This is a genomic window from Cobetia sp. 5-11-6-3 (assembly GCF_013374055.1).
GTDB lineage: Bacteria > Pseudomonadota > Gammaproteobacteria > Pseudomonadales > Halomonadaceae > Cobetia > Cobetia marina.
In genome coordinates this window covers 563,119-579,129 of record NZ_BLWJ01000001.1, presented here as the reverse complement: position 1 = coordinate 579,129, position 16,011 = coordinate 563,119, and the positions used below count along the sequence as shown (strand labels likewise).

Annotated in this window: 18 protein-coding genes; 17 read left to right on the top strand and 1 reads right to left on the bottom strand. The window is 63.9% G+C overall.

Annotation, left to right across the window (positions count from 1 at the left end; all coding sequences use genetic code 11):
• Positions 1 to 90: 90 nt before the first annotated feature.
• The 3 genes from rluC to sppA are packed head-to-tail and all read left to right on the top strand — an operon-like array spanning position 91 to position 2,841.
• Positions 91 to 1,050: a 23S rRNA pseudouridine(955/2504/2580) synthase RluC gene (gene rluC / locus HXS66_RS02370; protein ID WP_077372067.1), complete on the top strand. Its 960-nt coding sequence runs from the start codon at positions 91 to 93 to the stop codon at positions 1,048 to 1,050.
• Positions 1,043 to 1,729 (top strand): HAD-IA family hydrolase, encoded by a 687-nt coding sequence (locus tag HXS66_RS02365; RefSeq protein WP_176502774.1) that lies wholly within the window; start codon positions 1,043 to 1,045, stop codon positions 1,727 to 1,729. Before rluC ends, HXS66_RS02365 begins: the two co-directional genes overlap by 8 nt.
• 35 nt (positions 1,730 to 1,764) lie before the next feature.
• Positions 1,765 to 2,841: a signal peptide peptidase SppA gene (gene sppA, locus HXS66_RS02360; RefSeq protein WP_077372070.1), complete on the top strand. Its 1,077-nt coding sequence runs from the start codon at positions 1,765 to 1,767 to the stop codon at positions 2,839 to 2,841.
• Here sppA and HXS66_RS02355 read toward each other — a convergent pair.
• Positions 2,838 to 3,425, bottom strand: a complete 588-nt coding sequence (locus tag HXS66_RS02355; RefSeq protein WP_136938265.1) for a nucleoside triphosphate pyrophosphatase — start codon at positions 3,423 to 3,425, stop codon at positions 2,838 to 2,840. The two genes, sppA and HXS66_RS02355, sit on opposite strands and share 4 nt — an antisense overlap.
• 494 nt (positions 3,426 to 3,919) lie before the next feature.
• Between HXS66_RS02355 and HXS66_RS02350 the strand changes: the two genes are divergently transcribed.
• The 14 genes from HXS66_RS02350 to HXS66_RS02285 all read left to right on the top strand — a co-directional run bounded on the left by HXS66_RS02350 (position 3,920) and on the right by HXS66_RS02285 (position 15,927).
• Complete coding sequence (locus HXS66_RS02350) at positions 3,920 to 4,318, top strand: YceD family protein (protein ID WP_308457318.1); 399 nt, start codon at positions 3,920 to 3,922, stop codon at positions 4,316 to 4,318.
• Between the two features lie 33 nt (positions 4,319 to 4,351).
• On the top strand, positions 4,352 to 4,522 hold the full coding sequence (gene rpmF, locus HXS66_RS02345; protein WP_065392644.1) for a 50S ribosomal protein L32: 171 nt from the start codon (positions 4,352 to 4,354) through the stop codon (positions 4,520 to 4,522).
• Positions 4,523 to 4,551: 29 nt separating this feature from the next.
• Entirely contained in the window at positions 4,552 to 5,574 is a 1,023-nt protein-coding gene (gene plsX / locus HXS66_RS02340; RefSeq protein ID WP_176502773.1) for a phosphate acyltransferase PlsX, read from the top strand.
• A gap of 373 nt (positions 5,575 to 5,947) precedes the next feature.
• The gene (gene fabD / locus HXS66_RS02335) at positions 5,948 to 6,910 is read left to right on the top strand and encodes an ACP S-malonyltransferase (protein ID WP_077372081.1); all 963 of its coding nucleotides are present in this window, start codon (positions 5,948 to 5,950) and stop codon (positions 6,908 to 6,910) included.
• Between the two features lie 60 nt (positions 6,911 to 6,970).
• Positions 6,971 to 7,714: a 3-oxoacyl-ACP reductase FabG gene (gene fabG, locus HXS66_RS02330; protein WP_043331893.1), complete on the top strand. Its 744-nt coding sequence runs from the start codon at positions 6,971 to 6,973 to the stop codon at positions 7,712 to 7,714.
• Positions 7,715 to 7,814: 100 nt separating this feature from the next.
• The gene (acpP, locus tag HXS66_RS02325) at positions 7,815 to 8,048 is read left to right on the top strand and encodes an acyl carrier protein (RefSeq protein WP_065392587.1); all 234 of its coding nucleotides are present in this window, start codon (positions 7,815 to 7,817) and stop codon (positions 8,046 to 8,048) included.
• Between the two features lie 530 nt (positions 8,049 to 8,578).
• Positions 8,579 to 9,823, top strand: coding sequence for a beta-ketoacyl-ACP synthase II (fabF, locus tag HXS66_RS02320; RefSeq protein WP_077372085.1), 1,245 nt, complete (start codon positions 8,579 to 8,581; stop codon positions 9,821 to 9,823).
• A 147-nt stretch (positions 9,824 to 9,970) separates the two neighbouring features.
• The gene (gene pabC / locus HXS66_RS02315; protein WP_255303060.1) at positions 9,971 to 10,822 is read left to right on the top strand and encodes an aminodeoxychorismate lyase; all 852 of its coding nucleotides are present in this window, start codon (positions 9,971 to 9,973) and stop codon (positions 10,820 to 10,822) included.
• Positions 10,823 to 10,894: 72 nt separating this feature from the next.
• A complete protein-coding gene (gene mltG / locus HXS66_RS02310; protein WP_176502772.1) occupies positions 10,895 to 11,896 on the top strand; it encodes an endolytic transglycosylase MltG in 1,002 nt (333 codons plus the stop codon).
• Positions 11,897 to 11,997: 101 nt separating this feature from the next.
• Entirely contained in the window at positions 11,998 to 12,729 is a 732-nt protein-coding gene (tmk, locus tag HXS66_RS02305) for a dTMP kinase (protein ID WP_176502771.1), read from the top strand.
• Positions 12,726 to 13,754 carry a DNA polymerase III subunit delta' gene (locus HXS66_RS02300; RefSeq protein WP_077372094.1) on the top strand — a complete coding sequence of 343 codons (1,029 nt, stop codon included), beginning with the start codon at positions 12,726 to 12,728 and terminating at the stop codon, positions 13,752 to 13,754. The genes tmk and HXS66_RS02300 overlap by 4 nt, the downstream gene beginning before the upstream one ends.
• Positions 13,755 to 13,927: 173 nt before the next feature.
• Positions 13,928 to 14,278 (top strand): PilZ domain-containing protein, encoded by a 351-nt coding sequence (locus HXS66_RS02295; protein ID WP_077372097.1) that lies wholly within the window; start codon positions 13,928 to 13,930, stop codon positions 14,276 to 14,278.
• Positions 14,279 to 14,384: 106 nt separating this feature from the next.
• On the top strand, positions 14,385 to 15,221 hold the full coding sequence (locus tag HXS66_RS02290) for a TatD family hydrolase (protein ID WP_084209132.1): 837 nt from the start codon (positions 14,385 to 14,387) through the stop codon (positions 15,219 to 15,221).
• A gap of 43 nt (positions 15,222 to 15,264) precedes the next feature.
• Positions 15,265 to 15,927, top strand: coding sequence for a DUF1285 domain-containing protein (locus tag HXS66_RS02285; protein WP_176502770.1), 663 nt, complete (start codon positions 15,265 to 15,267; stop codon positions 15,925 to 15,927).
• Positions 15,928 to 16,011: the final 84 nt, after the last annotated feature.

Genomic DNA, 16,011 nt, shown 5'->3' with positions numbered 1-16,011 from the left:
ACACCGTAGAATGGCCAGTCTGAGTGCGCCCCGGCGTACGGCAACATGATGAACAGGCCGCGCGAAGGCGAGGCCGGAAAGGAGCGAGACATGGCCGAGGGCCAATCAGTCCAGTGGATCGAGGTTGCCCCGGAACTGGCCGGGCAGCGCATCGACAATTTCCTGCGTACACGTCTCAAGGGGGCACCCAAGGCCTTGATCTATCGCATCGTGCGCAAGGGTGAGGTTCGGGTGAACAAGAAGCGCATCAAGGTCGACTATCGCCTGCAGGCGGGAGACCTGGTGCGTGTACCGCCACTGCGCCTGTCGCCGGAAGCTGCGGTGCAGGAAGTCAGTGGCAATCTGCGTGAGGTGCTGGCGGGCTGCATCGTGCGCGAGACCGATGATTTCATGGTCATCAACAAGCCGTCCGGTCTCGCCGTGCACGGCGGGAGCGGCGTCAAGATCGGGCTGATCGAGGCCATGCGTCAGATTCGTGATGAACTGCCGTTTCTGGAGCTGGTCCATCGTCTGGATCGTGATACCTCCGGCTGCATCCTGCTGGCCAAGACGCGTGCGGCGTTGCTGCAGCTCAATGCGGACCTCAAGGCCCACAAGATGACCAAGCTGTATCTGGCGCTGGTGGAAGGGCGCTGGGACTCGCGGCGTGATTACGTCAATGCACCGCTTGAGCGTTACGACGGCGGCAACGGGGAGCGTCGCGTGCGCGTCGACGAGGCCGGCAAGACGGCCAGTACCCGTTATGCGGTGCGCGAAGCCTATCCCAGCATGACGCTGGTCGAGGCCGAGCCGATCACCGGGCGTACCCACCAGATTCGTGTGCACTCCGTGCATGCCGGTCACCCGCTGCTCGGCGATACCAAGTACGGGACCGAGCGCGGCAATGCGCTGGCGAAGAAGGTCGGGCTGGAGCGGCTGTTCCTGCATGCCGCTCAGCTCAGCTTCCCGGACCCCACCGACGGGCGGACCGTGACGGTCCGTGCGCCGCTGGACAAGCGCATGAAGCGCGTCCTTGCCAATGCTCGAGAATTGGGAGCCCGTCATGACTGACGCCTCTGCGGTACTGCCTTCACTTCGCTATCGTCTGGTCATCTTCGATTGGGACGGTACCTTGATGGACTCCGAGGCACGCATCGTCGATTGCCTGCAGGCGGCCTCGCTGGCGGTCGGCATGGGAGAGCTTCCGGCGCATGCCGCGCGCGACATCATCGGTCTCGGATTGCCGGAGGCCATGGCGCGGCTGTTCCCCGGAGCTTCGGCTGCCCAGTGCGAGGCACTGGTCGAGGCCTACAAGCAGCATTTCGTGGCAGTCGATACCACGCCGCTGGATTTCTTTCCGGGCGTGGAAAATGGCATCGAGCGTCTGCGAGCTCACCCGGAGCAGCTGCTGGCCGTCGCGACGGGCAAGAGTCGCCGCGGGCTGGATCGGATGTTCCAGGCCCATGACTGCGGTGACTGGTTCCACGCCTCGCGTACCGCGGACATGACGCTGTCCAAGCCGCATCCACTGATGCTCGAAGAGCTGCTGGCCGAGCTGAACGTTGAGGCGCATGAGGCGCTGATGGTCGGCGATACCGAATATGATCTCGAGATGGCGCGTGCGCTGGGCATGCACAGTGTCGGTGTCACCTATGGCGTGCACAGCGTGCCGCGACTCGAGGCCTGTGCCCCACAGCGCATCGTCTCGCACTTCGATGAATTGATGGAGTGGCTTGGCGCGGTCAGATGATGACGGTGTCCTGCCCATGACAGGAGCAGCAAGCGATGAGTGACAGGCCGCAGGATCCCTGGCGTGAAGGGCCAGGTGGCAAGGACGAGGGGGGAGCGGGCGCGAGCGGACAGGGCGCTGACAGCGCTGCCACCTCCAGCAGCGAGGTGGACTGGCAGGCGCGTGAGCGTACCGTGCAGCTCGAGATGATGGACCGCTGGGTGCAGGGCGTGGTCACCGAGCAACGGCGCTCCAGGCGCTGGAAGCTGTTCTTTCGCTTCCTGTTCGCGTTGTTGTTCATTGCCTCGATCGCGACATCCGTGACCCTCTTCACGCTCGGCAGCCAGCCGGCAGCCTTGCCCGGTGAGCGGCACCTCGGTGTCGTGCGCGTCAAGGGCGTGATCGAGGCGGATGGCGAAGCCAATGCCGAGCGCATCATCAAGGGTCTGCGAGCGGCCAATGAGTCGCCGGCCTCCGTGGCGGTGGTGCTGGATATCAACTCCCCCGGCGGCAGTCCCGTGCAGTCCCAGCGCGTCTATGACGAGTTGATGCGCATGCGGGAGCAGGGTGGCAAGCCGGTGATCGCCGTGATCGAGGATCTCGGGGCGAGTGGCGCCTATTACATGGCAGCCGGCGCCGGCGAGATTCTCGCGGCACCGTCGAGTCTGGTCGGGTCCATCGGGGTGATCTCCTCGAGCTTCGGACTGAAGGGGCCGATGGAAGAGCTGGGAATCGAGCGACGTGTGTTCACGGCAGGTGACAACAAGGCGTTTCTCGATCCCTTCTCCGAGATCTCGCCTGAGCAGCGCGACTTCTGGCAGAACGTGCTGGCCACGACTCACCAGCAGTTCATCGCGGCGGTCAAGGCCGGGCGCGGTGAGCGGCTCAAGGACGATCCGGCGCTGTTCTCCGGTCTGATCTGGACCGGCGAGCAGGCTCGCGCGCTCGGGCTTGTGGATCGCACCGCAACGCTTGAGGAGCTGGCCGCCGAGCTGGCGCCGCAGGGTGGCGTGCATGATTACACGCCGCGTCAGGATCCCTTCGAGCGCTTTACGCGGCGCTTTGCCGGTGTGATGGCCAGCGCGTTGGGGCTTGACGCCAATGTCTCGCCGGTCAGCTATCGCCTGCCCTAGCCCTCCAGCAGTGGATCCAGTCCTGCCTCACGCAACAGTTCGCACAGGCGAATCAGCGGCAGGCCGATCAGGGTGTTGGGATCACGCCCCTCGAGACGCTCGAAGAGCGTGATGCCCAACCCCTCCATGCGAAAGCTGCCGGCCGAGTCCAGCGGGCATTCGCGCTCGACGTAACGCGTGATCTCCTGCTCGCTCAGCGTGCGAAACACCACGTCGTAGCTTTCATGGCAGACCCAGTGTCGCGCGCTGTGTGTATCCAACAGCGCCAGGCCGGTGACGAAGCGGACTCGGCGTCCCGAGAAGCGTGTCAGCTGAGCGCGGGCGGCGGCCAGGTCCTGTGGCTTGCCGAGGATCTCGCCCTCGAAGACGGCCACCTGGTCGCTGCCGATGATCAAGTGGTGTGAATAGGCCTCCGCCAGGGCGTTGGCCTTGCCCAGGGACAGGCGATGAACCAGTGCCTCGGGAGATTCCGTGGGACGAGGGGTTTCATCGATGTCAGGCGCCCCCCATGTGTAGGGGAGTCCGAGTCGATCAAGCAAGGCTCGGCGCCAGCGGGAGCTGGAAGCCAGTACCAGTCGTGTCATGGCGTTGTTCTCTTTTTGGGCTCTCGATTCGTGCAGGCGTTCGGGGCGCGAAGGGGGCGGAGCATGAGAGGGCAGGAGGTCGAGAGGGGCCGGCGCGCGCGTGATTCTCCGTGTGATGCATCGCCGCCATGCATTCTCACGACAACTCGTTGATATGCTTGAGATTGGAGGATGCCGCAAATCCTCTCGGCATTGAAGCGACACAGGCGTACAATCGCGCGCTGAAGGATCCGCCTGACCTCATCTGTACTCATGCTCGGGTCGGGTGGCGCGGAAAGGCCGCCATGCCGTGGGCTGGCAGAATGAACAAGTTGCTCATGCATTTTGACACCGGGAGGGGGAATCCCTATTATGGCGCGCCTATGTTGACCACAAGACTGCCGACCAAGGTCGAGCCCTACCGGCTGGCGTCAGCGGGAAAACGCCTTGAAGGCGTGATTCCTCTGGCGGACATGCCCCGTGTAGTTGAAGCGATCGGTGCACAGGAGGGTGACGTGAGCATCACGTTGGCCTTTGACATCGATACTCAGCGTCGCAGCTTCATCGAGGGCAGCATCGCCTTCGAGGCAAGTCTGCTGTGCCAGCGCTGCCTGGGACCTACCGAGCCGGAACCGCTTTCCAGCGAATTCCTGTTGGGACTGGTCACCAATGACGCACTGGCATCGCAGCTGCCCGGTGAGTACGAGCCGGTAGTGGTGGAAAACGAACAGCTGGATCTCCTGTCAGTGATCGAGGATGAAGTGCTCCTTGTCCTGCCGCAGGTGGTCTACCACGAGGAGGCCGATTGTGCCGTCTCTCGCGACCAGCTGGCCAGCGGTGTGGAACCCGAGGCCTCGGACGCACCCGCTGTGAATCCATTCAGTGTGCTTGGCACCCTGAAGGACAAGCACTGAACTCAATTTGTCGACAAGATTGGAGTAATTCCCATGGCAGTTCAGCAGAACCGCAAAACCCGTTCCAAGCGTGGCATGCGTCGCAGCCACGACGCCCTGACTGCACCGACCCTGTCCCAGGACAAGGAAACCGGTACAGTTCACCTGCGTCACCACGTGTCTGCCGACGGTTTCTACCGTGGCCGTAAAGTCGTCGATGCCTAAAGCATTGATGCAGCGCACGGCGTAACGCCGTGCGTATCGCCATCGATACGATGGGCGGGGACTTCGGTCCCCGCGCTACGTTACGGGGCACTGCCAGTGCACTGTTGCGTGACCCACGACTCAGCGCCACGCTGGTGGGTCCAGGGCATCTTCTGGATGCCGAGCTTGATTCCCTCCCTGCTTCACTCTCCCGTGTTCGTGATCGCCTTCAGACACTCGCTGTCGACGGCATTGTCGCGTCTGATGCTCGCCCCTCGCGTGTCGTGCGCAGTCGCGAGCCCAGCAGCATGTCCCGTGCGCTCGACCTGGTGGCGAGCGGGCAGGCCGATGCCTGCGTCAGTGCGGGCAATACCGGCGCCTTGATGGCGTTGGCCATGCGGGACGTGGGAACGGTCGAGGGAGTGGAGCGGCCAGCCATCTGTGCGGCGGTACCCACGCAGGGAGAGCGGTCCTGCAGTCTGCTGGATCTTGGCGCCAATGTGGCGGTCGCGCCGCAGCATCTGCTGGCATTTGCTCGCATGGGTGCCGTGCGGTGCCAGCTGGTGGAAGGTGTCACCAGCCCGCGCGTGGGGCTGCTCAATGTCGGTGTCGAATCCGGCAAGGGGACGGCGCAGGTGCAGGAAGCGCATGCCTTGCTGGCTGGCAGCGGTGCGAATTTCGATTATCTCGGCTTCGTTGAAGGGGGCGACCTCTTCGCAGGTGAGGTAGACGTCGTGGTCTGCGACGGTTTCGTCGGCAATGTCGTGCTCAAGAGTAGTGAAGGGCTGGCCCAGATGCTGTCGGCACAGCTGGGGGCGACATTGGCGGCGGATTGGCGTACGCGCCTGATGGCCTGGTTGGCACGTCCGGCATTGACGCGCCTGTCTCGTCAGCTGGATCCGGTGCGCTACAACGGTGCCAGTCTGCTGGGCGTGGCCGGCGTGGTCGTCAAGAGTCATGGCGGGGCGGCCGCGGAGGGATTCGCCTATGCTGTCTCGCGCGCGGCGAGTGAGGCGCGTCGAGGCTTGCCGGAGCGTCTTGCGCATGCTCTCAAGGGCAGCCTGCCGGGTTAATTGCGTAAATTGGTCGGATTCTTGGTCGGCGGGGGTCGAGCTTGGTCTCACTCGGTGCGACAATGCCTGCGCCCGACCGATGTGGCATCGGGTCTGACGCGAAGGCGCCGCCTGATGTCCGGGATGTCCGGCAGGTGTGAAGGCCTGTTCTCGCGAGGGATGGCGAGTGAGAGGGTGGCAGCAGGCAGCAAGTGTGTCGCTGGCGAGTACAATGCAGTGAAGGGAGAAGCAGGCTTTCCCCTGGCAGGAGTGTGTGGCGTTGGTGAATGGCTCCGGAGGGGAGCGACACGGCGCAGCGCACTGGCGGGCCAGCGGAAATCGGGTTTCCTTACCCGTGTCAGTCCCACCTGAACAGATGGAAATGGTGACAGCAATGACAGATTCCCTGGCCCTCATCTTCCCGGGACAGGGCTCCCAGCAGGTCGGCATGCTGCGGGAGCTGGCGGAGCGCTACAGCGTCGTCCGCACTACCTTCGAAGAAGCCTCTGACGCGCTGGGGCGCGATCTCTGGCATCTGACGCAGGAAGGCCCGGCAGAGGAGCTCAATCGTACCGAGTTGACCCAGCCTGCGCTTCTGACGGCCAGCGTTGCCATCTGGCGCGTCTGGCAGGAGCTGGAAGGTCCGCGTCCGGCGCGCATGGCCGGTCACTCCCTGGGCGAATACAGCGCGATGGTCTGCGCCGGCGTGATCGGCTTTGCCGAAGGCGTCAAGCTGGTCAATCTGCGCGGCGAAGCCATGCAGACTGCCGTGCCTCAGGGGCAGGGCGCGATGGCGGCCATTCTCGGTCTCGAGAATGCTCAGGTCGAAGCTGCCTGTGCCAGTGCGGCGCAGGGTGAAGTGGTCGCGGCAGTCAACTACAATGCGCCGGGTCAGGTGGTCATCGCGGGCGGCACGGCTGCCGTCGAGCGTGCCATCGCGGCGTGTCAGGAGGCGGGTGCCAAGCGTGCCATGCCGCTGCCGGTCTCCGTGCCTTCGCATTGTGATCTGATGCGTCCGGCGGCTGACAAGCTGGCCGAGGCGATGAACGACATCGACTTCCGTGCGCCGCGCTACACCGTCATCCAGAATGTCGATGCCAAGGCCCATGAGGATGTCGAGACACTGCGTCAGCGTCTGATCGAGCAGCTCTATCAGCCGGTGCGCTGGACGGATTGCGTCAATGCCATGTTCGACAGCGGCGCGCGGACCTTCATCGAATGCGGTCCGGGCAAGGTGTTGACCGGTCTCGGCAAGCGTATCCAGCGTCAGGCCCGTGGCCTGGCCGTGAACGACCCGGACAGCCTGGAAGCGGCGCTGGAACTTGCCCGTGAGACCGCTGCCGAACAGAATCAGTAAGCTCGTGATTGGCCCGCGCGGCCAGTCATGTGACTTGGATCAGCCAACTCAGGACTCAAGATGACGAGCGAACGCAGAATCGCACTGGTAACCGGTGCCAGTCGTGGCATCGGCCAAGCCATCTCCCGTGAACTCGGCCGTCAGGGCCGTATCGTGATCGGCACGGCCACAAGCGAAAAAGGGGCGGCCGCCATCGGCGCTGACCTCGAGGCGCACGGTATCGAAGGCGCGGGCATGCTGCTCAACGTCACCGACCAGGCCAGCGTCGACGCCGTGCTCAAGGAAATCGGCGAGCGTTTCGGCGCACCGACCATCCTGGTCAACAACGCCGGCATCACCCGTGACAACCTGCTGATGCGCCTCAAGGAAGATGATTGGGATGCGGTGCTCGACACCAACCTCAAGTCGGTCTTCCGTGTCAGCAAGAGCTGCCTGCGCGGCATGACCAAGGCGCGCTTCGGTCGCATCGTCAACATCTCGTCCGTGGTCGCGACCATGGGCAACCTCGGTCAGGTCAACTATGCTGCCGCCAAGGCAGGCATGGAAGGCTTTGCCCGCTCGCTGGCGCGTGAAGTCGCGTCGCGCAACATTACCGTCAATTCAGTGGCGCCGGGCTTCATCGCCACTGATATGACCGAAGCATTGCCGGAAGCGCAGCACGAAGCGCTGCTCGGCAACATCCCGCTGGCGCGCCTTGGCCAGCCGGAAGAGATTGCTGCGGCAGTCGGCTTCCTGACCAGTGATGCAGCAGGCTACATTACCGGTGAGACGTTGCAGGTAAACGGCGGCATGAACATGCGCTAAGCCCCGCGCGGGGACGTGGTTGCGTCCTTTTGGGGTGGCCTATAAACTACGCCCAGCTTTTTCGAGCTGCGGATTCCGTACCACTAGGAGTGATTGTTAAATGAGCACCATTGAAGAACGCGTCAAGAAGGTTGTGGCCGAGCGCCTGAACGCCAAAGAAGAAGACATCCAGAACTCTTCCTCTTTCACTGAAGACTTGGGCGCCGACTCCCTGGACACCGTTGAGCTGGTGATGGCTCTGGAAGAGGAATTCGATACTGAAATTCCTGACGAAGAAGCAGAGAAGATCACCACCGTGCAGGAAGCTATCGATTACATCGTCAACCACCAGTAAGGTGGATTGAAGCGACCAGCGGGCCCTTCGTGGCTCAGGGTCGTGATGCAATCGTCTGTACGTTCAAGAGCCGCACTGTCTTCAGTGCGGCTCTTGTCGTTTCTGCCATTCGTCACTCTTGAGCGCTGGTCGGCCGTGCCTTTCTTGGCAGAGCGGCCAGCAAGGACGGCAGACTTCTCTGTCGGCGGGAGATGCGAGAGTTTGGCGGTGCCAGGGGCGGGCGACGTCCGAGGCAAGGGCGAGGTCTGCGCAGGAGCGTGAGCCTGTCGCGGGATGTCTCGCGCGACCTTCCTGTGCCAGAGCCCTGTCTTTGTGGGCGAAAAGAGGCGGGAGCAGGGCGTGTGGTCGGCAGTGTTGATCGCAGGTGACATGGCGGTGCCACCCCCGTCGCCTGTGCGCAGGACAGCGTCTGGAAAACCGCAGGAAAACCGACTGCCCATCACTGGCAAGGTTTCTGTATAATGCGCTCAATTACCGCCCAGGTGCAGCTGGCCCAGGCGTGCCAAGTCGATAGTTTTGGAGGAGACACGATGCCTCGCAGAAGGGTAGTGGTGACAGGTCTAGGCCTGGTGACCCCGGTAGGGAATACCGTCGAGGAAAGCTGGAGCAACATCAAGGCGGGCAAGAGTGGCATCGCACCCATCGAGCATTTCGATGTCAGCGGTTTCAATACCCGTTTTGGCGGTTCCATCAAGAATTTCGATGTGGGTCAGTATCTGAACCCGAAAGAGGCCCGCAAGATGGACCTCTTCATCCAGTACGGTATCGCGGCGGCCCATCAGGCCATCACCGATTCCGGTATCGAGTGCACGGAAGACAATGCCGATCGCATCGGTGTTGCCATCGGTTCCGGTATCGGTGGTCTGCCGATGATCGAGCACAATCACAAGGCGCTGGAGAAAGGCGGTGCGCGTCGCATCTCGCCGTTCTTCGTGCCGGGCTCCATCATCAACATGATCTCCGGCAACCTGGCGATCCAGTTCGGTTATCGCGGCCCCAACATCGCGATCACCACCGCCTGTACCACCGGAACGCACAACATCGGTTACAGCGCTCGTACCATCGCCTACGGCGATGCTGACGTGATGGTGGCCGGTGGTGCCGAGATGGCGACCACACCGCTGGGTCTGGGCGGCTTCTCCGCGGCGCGCGCGCTCTCGACCCGCAACGACGACCCTCAGGCGGCCAGCCGCCCATGGGACCGTGATCGTGATGGCTTCGTGCTGTCCGACGGTGCCGGTGTCGTGGTGCTGGAAGAGTATGAGCACGCCAAGGCACGTGGTGCGACCATCTACGCCGAGGTGCTCGGTTTCGGCATGTCCGATGATGCGCATCACATGACGGCACCGCCTGAAGACGGCCGTGGCGCGGCCGCCTCGATGCGCAACGCCATTCGGGATGCCAAGCTGGACCCGAGCGAGATCGATTACATCAATGCTCACGGCACGTCCACCAATGCCGGCGACAAGGCCGAGAGCCTGGCCGTCGAATCCGTGCTGGGCGACGCGGCGCGCAATGTGGCCGTCAGTTCCACCAAGTCGATGATCGGTCACCTGCTGGGTGCCGCCGGTGCCGTCGAGGCCGTGTTCTGCGTGCTGGCGATGCGTGATCAGGTCGCCCCGCCGACCATCAACCTCGACAATCCGGCCGAGGGCTGCAATCTCGACTACGTTCCCAATGTCGCACGCGACATGAAGATCGAGTACACCCTGTCCAACTCCTTCGGCTTCGGTGGCACCAACGGCTCGTTGGTGTTCGGCAAGCTCAAGGACTGAGGTCGCACGCTGTCGTGATCTCCCCTCTGACGCGCTCCCATCCGGGGGCGCGTCTGTCTGTGGGGCGTTGCCTGGCGGTGATGACCGGATCACGATGTCTTGCTGACACCTTGTGTGCCATGCATGTCGCGAAGGAGTGTTGCATCGATGACGGCTGACCATACCGGTACCACGCAGGAGATGCTTCGCGACTCGCTTGCGGCGGACCTGCCCATGGAGGATCGCGGCCTTGCCTATGGTGAGGGCGTGTTCGAGACGATTCTGGTGCGCGATGGCCAGCCGCAGCTATGGTCACGGCACCTGGCGCGACTGACCCGTGGTTGCCGGCGACTTGGCTTGCCCGTGCCCTCGTCGCAGGCGCTCGATGCGTGTCTGGACGTCTGTCGGGGCGAGGGGCTCGAGGTGCTCAAGCTGGTCGTCACCGGCGGGTCCGGTGGTCGTGGCTACAAGGCACCCGAGTCACCCGAACCTCGTCTGCGGGCACGCGCAATGCCCTTTGTGGTCAATCGTGAGGCCCGTCAGGGCATCACGGCGCGCGTGTGCGAATTGCGCGTGGCGGAGCAGCCGGCGCTGGCCGGACTCAAGCATCTCAACCGGCTCGAGAATGTGCTGGCACGCCGTGAGTGGACAGACCCCGCCATCCGGGAGGGGCTGTTGCTGACGGCAAGCGATGAGCTCGTCGAGGCCACCAGCATGAACCTCGCCTGGTATCGCGACGGGCAATGGTTCACGCCATGCCTGGATCGCGCCGGTGTCGAGGGCACCTTGCTGGTGGCGCTAGAGGCCGAGCTCCCCGTCATGCGAGTGCGCGAAGGACTGTCATCACTGAGGGCGGCCGAGGTGGTGGTGGTGATGAATTCCGTGCAGGGCGTCTGGCCGCTGCGCACCTTGCTGGCGGCGTCGGGAGCGCCTCTGGCCCAATGGAGTGATGAGCGGCATCCGGCGCTTGCGTCACTGAACGACATTGTCGCGCGCTTGCTGGGCGAGCCCGCGTATTGATGGAAGGCGTCCAGGCTGCGGGGGCGTTCCCGAGCAGACACCTTCTTCGCCATGAAGACTGGAAATCCGATTATGCGTGTATTCAAGATCCTTCTGATGCTGGTCGTCGTGGCCGTGGCTGCGGGTATGGTGGGCTTTCGTTACTGGCAGGCACAGTTGCTGTCACCGCTGGCGATCGAGCAGGAACAGCTGTTCGAGGTCCCGCGCGGTGCCAGTCTCTCCAAGGTGATGAGCGAGCTGGAATCCCGAGGCATCATCGAGGCCAGCTGGCCGTACAAGGTATGGGCACGTCTGGAGCCTGATGCCGTCAATGGTCTGCGCGCCGGTGAATTCCGTCTCACGCCGGGCCTCAACGGGCGTGAGCTGGTGGCACTGCTGTCCAGCGATGACGTCGTCAGCTATACCCTGACCGTGCCGGAAGGCTGGACCTTCGCCCAGATGCGTACCGCCATGGACGCCTCACCCAAGCTTGAGCATACGACTCGCGACATGAGCGATGAGGAACTGATGGCGGCCGTAGGGGCAGAAGGCGAGAAGCCGGAAGGGCGCTTCTTCCCGGACACCTACCGCTATCACAAGGGCGTGAGCGATCTGTCGCTCTACAAGCAGGCCTACGCGCGCATGAGCAAGACGCTGGAGGACGTGTGGGCCGGGCGTGATGACGACCTGCCGATCACCACCGCGTACGAGGCCCTGATTCTGGCCTCGCTGATCGAGCGCGAGACCGGTGCCCCGGAAGAGCGTGGCGAGATCGCCGGCGTGTTCAAGCGTCGCATGGAGCGTGGCATGCGCCTGCAGACCGACCCGACCGTGATCTACGGTCTGGGCGAGGATTATGATGGCTCGCTGTCGCGTGCCGATCTGCGCAAGCCGACCCCCTGGAATACCTACGTGATCACCGGCCTGCCGCCGACACCCATCGCGATGCCGGGGCGTGCCGCTCTGGAAGCCGCGGTGCACCCCAAGCCAGGCGACACCTACTACTTCGTCGCCAAGGGCGAGGGCAAGCACCACTTCTCGCGCACTCTGCGAGAGCACAACAACGCCGTGCGCCGCTATATTCTCAACCGGTAATACGCCGTGAATGAGGCGAAATGTCCGCGTGGTCCGGTGATCATCGCCATGCCGCGTGGGCCTTCGTCGCGAGTCATCTGCCGTCTGAATCAGGAAACCTCATGTCTTCACGTCCGAGCGCCGCAAGCACGACGTCTTCTCGCTACACCACCCCCCTCGAGGTGAGCCCATCGACGGGGCGTTTCATCACCCTGGAAGGAGGAGAAGGTGTCGGCAAGAGCACCAATGTCGCCTTCGTGGTCGCCGAACTCGAGGCGCACGGCATCGAGGTGGTGCGCACGCGGGAACCCGGAGGCAGTGAGCGGGCGGAAGCCATACGCCGGTTGTTGCTGGACCCGGCCCCCGCGGAGGCCTTGAGCGATGATGCCGAGCTGCTGCTGATGTTCGCCGCGCGTGCCCAGCACCTGGCCGCGACCATTCGTCCGGCGCTGGAACGTGGTGCCTGGGTGGTGTGTGATCGCTTCACCGATGCCACCTTCGCCTATCAGGGCGGCGGGCGTGGCTTGCCGCTGGCCGACATCACCACACTGGAAGTCCTGGTGCAGAAAGGCCTGCAGCCGGATCTGACGTTGCTGCTGGACATGCCGGTCGAGGCCGCACGAGGGCGTCTGGCCGCACGGCGCGCCGAGACCGGCGAAGGCGCGGATCGCATCGAGCAGGAAGCCGAGCAGTTCTTCGAAGCGGTGCGAATCGGCTATCACCAGCGGCGCGATGCAGACCCCGAGCGCTTTGCCACCATCAATGCCGATCAGTCGCTGGCAGAGGTACAGGCCGAGATCGCCGGCGTGCTGTCGGCCCGCATCGCCGCCTGGCAGGCAGGAGAGACCGCATGAGCGCAACGCGATCCAGCGATGACGGCGTGACACTCTCGAGTTTCTCGCCGCTGCCGTGGCAGCACTCGCTGTGGCAGCACTTCACCGCCGTGCATGACAGCGGTCGCCTGCCGCACGCGGTGATGCTCAGCGGACCTTCGGGGCTTGGCAAGCAGGAACTCGCGGATGCGATGATCGCCCGTGTGCTGTGTCGCACCGCACAGGGCAAACCCGGCGCTGCCGCCTGCGGTGACTGCCATGGTTGCCACATGCTGGCGGCAGGGCATCATCCTGACCTGATGGCGGTGTCACCTCAGGACGTCGGCAAGATGATCCGTATCGACCCGATCCGCGATGTCAATCGGTTCGTCGCCCAGACGGCCCAGCAGGGCGGCTATCGTGTCATTCGCCTGCAGCCGGCGGAATCGATGAACATCGCCTCGGCCAACGCGCTGCTCAAGAGTCTCGAGGAGCCCGGCGCCAACACCCTGTTCATCCTGCTCAGTGACATGCCATCGCGCGTGCTGCCGACCATTCGCTCCCGCTGCCAGCAGTGGCCCCTGGTGATTCCGTCGGCTGAAGACAGTCTGCCGTGGTTGAGCGAGCAGCTGGGCGAAGATGCCCAATCGTTGCTGCGCATGGCAGGAGGCCTGCCGCAGCTGGCGGTGCGTCTGGGCGAGGCGGACCAGCGCCAGCTCAGGCAGGCATTGCGTGAACTGTTCGACGCGCTGGTGCGCGGGGGAGAGCCGGTGGCGGAAGCCTGGCGTCTGGAGCGCCAACCGCTGTCGCAGGTGCTGTGGTACGGTATTGCCTGGCTGGAAGATCTGATTCGCATGGGCTTGTCTGGCAATACCGCGCAGCTGCGTGACCCGAGTCTTGAGCCCTTGTTGCGTCAGGCGGTCAAGAATGGCCGCACCCGTGACTGGTTCAAGCTGCTGGACTTTGCCCGTGAGCAGCGCCGTCTGCTGGCGGCGGGGGGCAACCCCAACCCGCAGCTGGTGCTGGAGTCCTGGCTGGTGCGTTGGGCAGCGCTGCTGCGTTCGTGATGCCCGTGAGCAGGAGGCAGCGCTCAACGTGCCCCGCGGGCTAGACTGACAGCAGGCGCCGCGCGAACCGCAGGACAGGCGCCATGAGATTCACGCTGCTCGGCGTCGCCGTGAGAAGAGCAGACGCCGAGCCACGAGACTGAATTCGCCGGATCACCGGCCGGAGGTGAAGGATGCACACCGCTCCACAGCAAGGCCAGAAGGCACTGTCGCTGACGATTCGCGACCAGAAGACATTGCTGGCCGCCTACATGTCGACTCTCGTGCGAGGCGGTATCTTCGTGCCGACCACCGAGCGCTACACCATGGGGCAGGAGGTCTACCTGCTGCTGACATTGCCGGAAGAATCCGAGCGCATTCCGGTCACCGGTCGCGTGGTCTGGATCTCCCCCTCGGGTGTCGGCGGTCGCCGTACCGCAGGCATCGGCATCCACTTCAGTGAAGAGGACCGCCAGGTGCGTGATCATATCGAGAACCATCTGGCCGGCATGCTGGGCAAGGGCCACGCCACCTATACGCTATGAGCTGACCCCGCTCTGCCTGTCACCCCGACCGGTGCCGCCATGCTGGCGTGTCGGTCGTTCATGTTTTCGCCATGCCTCGCGTGGCCCCCAGTCTGAGAGTTTCCGGATGTTTGTCGATTCGCATTGCCACCTTGATCGCCTCAAGCTTGAAGAACATGGCGGCAGCCTTGACGCCGTGCTGGACGCCGCACGCGCCCGTCACGTGCATCAATTCCTCGCCATCGCGGTCACGCTGGACGATGTGCCCGAGATCTCGGCCATCGCCCGGCAGCATGACGATGTGGTGATTTCCGCCGGTGTGCATCCGCTGCATCAGGTGGATCCGGAGCCCTCGGTCGAGGACATCAAGAAGTGTGCCGAGCGCTTCGGTGCAGTGGCCATCGGCGAGACCGGCCTCGATTATCACTACGAGAGCGTCAGCCGTGAACTGCAATACGAGCGCTTCACGCGTCATCTGATTGCCGCGCGCGAGCTGGAGCTACCGGTCATCATCCATACCCGTGAAGCCCGCGAGGACACCCTGGCGCTGATCAAGGAGCATACCGACCCCGCCGTGGGTGGCGTGCTGCACTGCTTCACGGAAGATCTGGACATGGCACGTGTCGCGGTGGGCCACGGTTTCATGGTGTCCATCTCCGGGATCGTCACCTTCCGCAATGCCGAGCATGTCCGCGAGCTGGCGCGCGCCATCCCGCTGGATCGCCTGTTGATCGAGACCGACAGCCCCTACCTGGCGCCGGTGCCGTACCGTGGCACCTCCAACGTGCCGGGCAACGTGGTCGAGGTCGCCGAATGCATCGCCGCCGAGCGCGGCATCACCGTCGATGAGCTGGCGATGCAGACCACCGCCAACTTCTATCGTCTGTTCCGCGCCGCCGCGCCGGAAGCCCCGGACAACGTTCGCGAAGCGCTGGCCAGCAGCGGCATGCTCATCGACGGATGAGCGCCCACGGGCAGCGTGACACGCCAGGCAGGGAGGAAATGTCATGAATCCAGCCGCCATTCTCACTCGATTGGGCGACAGGGCCGGCAAGGATGGGCCACTGCCACCGGTGGAGACCTGGCACCCGGAGCACTGCGGCGAGATGGATCTCGTCATCCGCGCCGATGGTCGCTGGATGCATGAAGGCACGCCGATCGGTCGTGCACGGCTGGTGCACATGCTGTCGCGGGTCATGCGGCGCGAACCCGATGGCAGCTACTGCCTGGTCACGCCGGCGGAGAAGGTCACCATCCAGGTCGAGGATCGCCCTTTCCTGGCGGTGGATTGCTCTCGTGTCGAGTCTGAACCTGATCAGACACCGCCTGGTCAGACACAGCCTGGACAGGCAGAACTCGGAGAGGCTGAGCCTCAGCCTCAGCCTCAGCCTCAGCCGGACATCTGGCAGCTGGTCACCGACCAGGGTGATATCGTGCGACTGGAAGGGGATACCCGTCTGACGCTCAGCGAGACACCGGATGGCCTGTGGTTGCCGGAAGCGCCGGTGCGCTTCGGACTCGCCGCTCGTCTGCATCGCAATCTCTACTACCGCCTGCTGGAAGAGGCCGAGATGCGCGAGCTGGACAATGGCGATCAGGCACTGGGCTTCATGAGCGACGGCCACTGGCAGATGCTCGGCGTACTGAGCGCCCGTGACCTCGACACCTGAGCCACCCGGTCTCGCCCGCGGCAGCGCCGCCTGAACCGTATTCATCAACGACGCATGGCATCCTTGCCGTCCCTCGTCAGCCAT

Excerpts from the sequence above, each read along its gene's own strand:
- rpmF (WP_065392644.1), top strand. The coding sequence starts at position 4,352 with ATGGCAGTTCAGCAGAACCGCAAAACCCGTTCCAAGCGTGGCATGCGT.
- sppA (WP_077372070.1), top strand. The coding sequence starts at position 1,765 with ATGAGTGACAGGCCGCAGGATCCCTGGCGTGAAGGGCCAGGTGGCAAG.
- pabC (WP_255303060.1), top strand. The coding sequence starts at position 9,971 with ATGACGGCTGACCATACCGGTACCACGCAGGAGATGCTTCGCGACTCG.
- HXS66_RS02295 (WP_077372097.1), top strand. The coding sequence starts at position 13,928 with ATGCACACCGCTCCACAGCAAGGCCAGAAGGCACTGTCGCTGACGATT.
- mltG (WP_176502772.1), top strand. The coding sequence starts at position 10,895 with ATGCGTGTATTCAAGATCCTTCTGATGCTGGTCGTCGTGGCCGTGGCT.
- rluC (WP_077372067.1), top strand. The coding sequence starts at position 91 with ATGGCCGAGGGCCAATCAGTCCAGTGGATCGAGGTTGCCCCGGAACTG.
- tmk (WP_176502771.1), top strand. The coding sequence starts at position 11,998 with ATGTCTTCACGTCCGAGCGCCGCAAGCACGACGTCTTCTCGCTACACC.
- HXS66_RS02290 (WP_084209132.1), top strand. The coding sequence starts at position 14,385 with ATGTTTGTCGATTCGCATTGCCACCTTGATCGCCTCAAGCTTGAAGAA.
- fabD (WP_077372081.1), top strand. The coding sequence starts at position 5,948 with ATGACAGATTCCCTGGCCCTCATCTTCCCGGGACAGGGCTCCCAGCAG.
- HXS66_RS02300 (WP_077372094.1), top strand. The coding sequence starts at position 12,726 with ATGAGCGCAACGCGATCCAGCGATGACGGCGTGACACTCTCGAGTTTC.
- fabF (WP_077372085.1), top strand. The coding sequence starts at position 8,579 with ATGCCTCGCAGAAGGGTAGTGGTGACAGGTCTAGGCCTGGTGACCCCG.
- HXS66_RS02285 (WP_176502770.1), top strand. The coding sequence starts at position 15,265 with ATGAATCCAGCCGCCATTCTCACTCGATTGGGCGACAGGGCCGGCAAG.
- HXS66_RS02355 (WP_136938265.1), bottom strand. The coding sequence starts at position 3,425 with ATGACACGACTGGTACTGGCTTCCAGCTCCCGCTGGCGCCGAGCCTTG.
- acpP (WP_065392587.1), top strand. The coding sequence starts at position 7,815 with ATGAGCACCATTGAAGAACGCGTCAAGAAGGTTGTGGCCGAGCGCCTG.
- fabG (WP_043331893.1), top strand. The coding sequence starts at position 6,971 with ATGACGAGCGAACGCAGAATCGCACTGGTAACCGGTGCCAGTCGTGGC.
- HXS66_RS02365 (WP_176502774.1), top strand. The coding sequence starts at position 1,043 with ATGACTGACGCCTCTGCGGTACTGCCTTCACTTCGCTATCGTCTGGTC.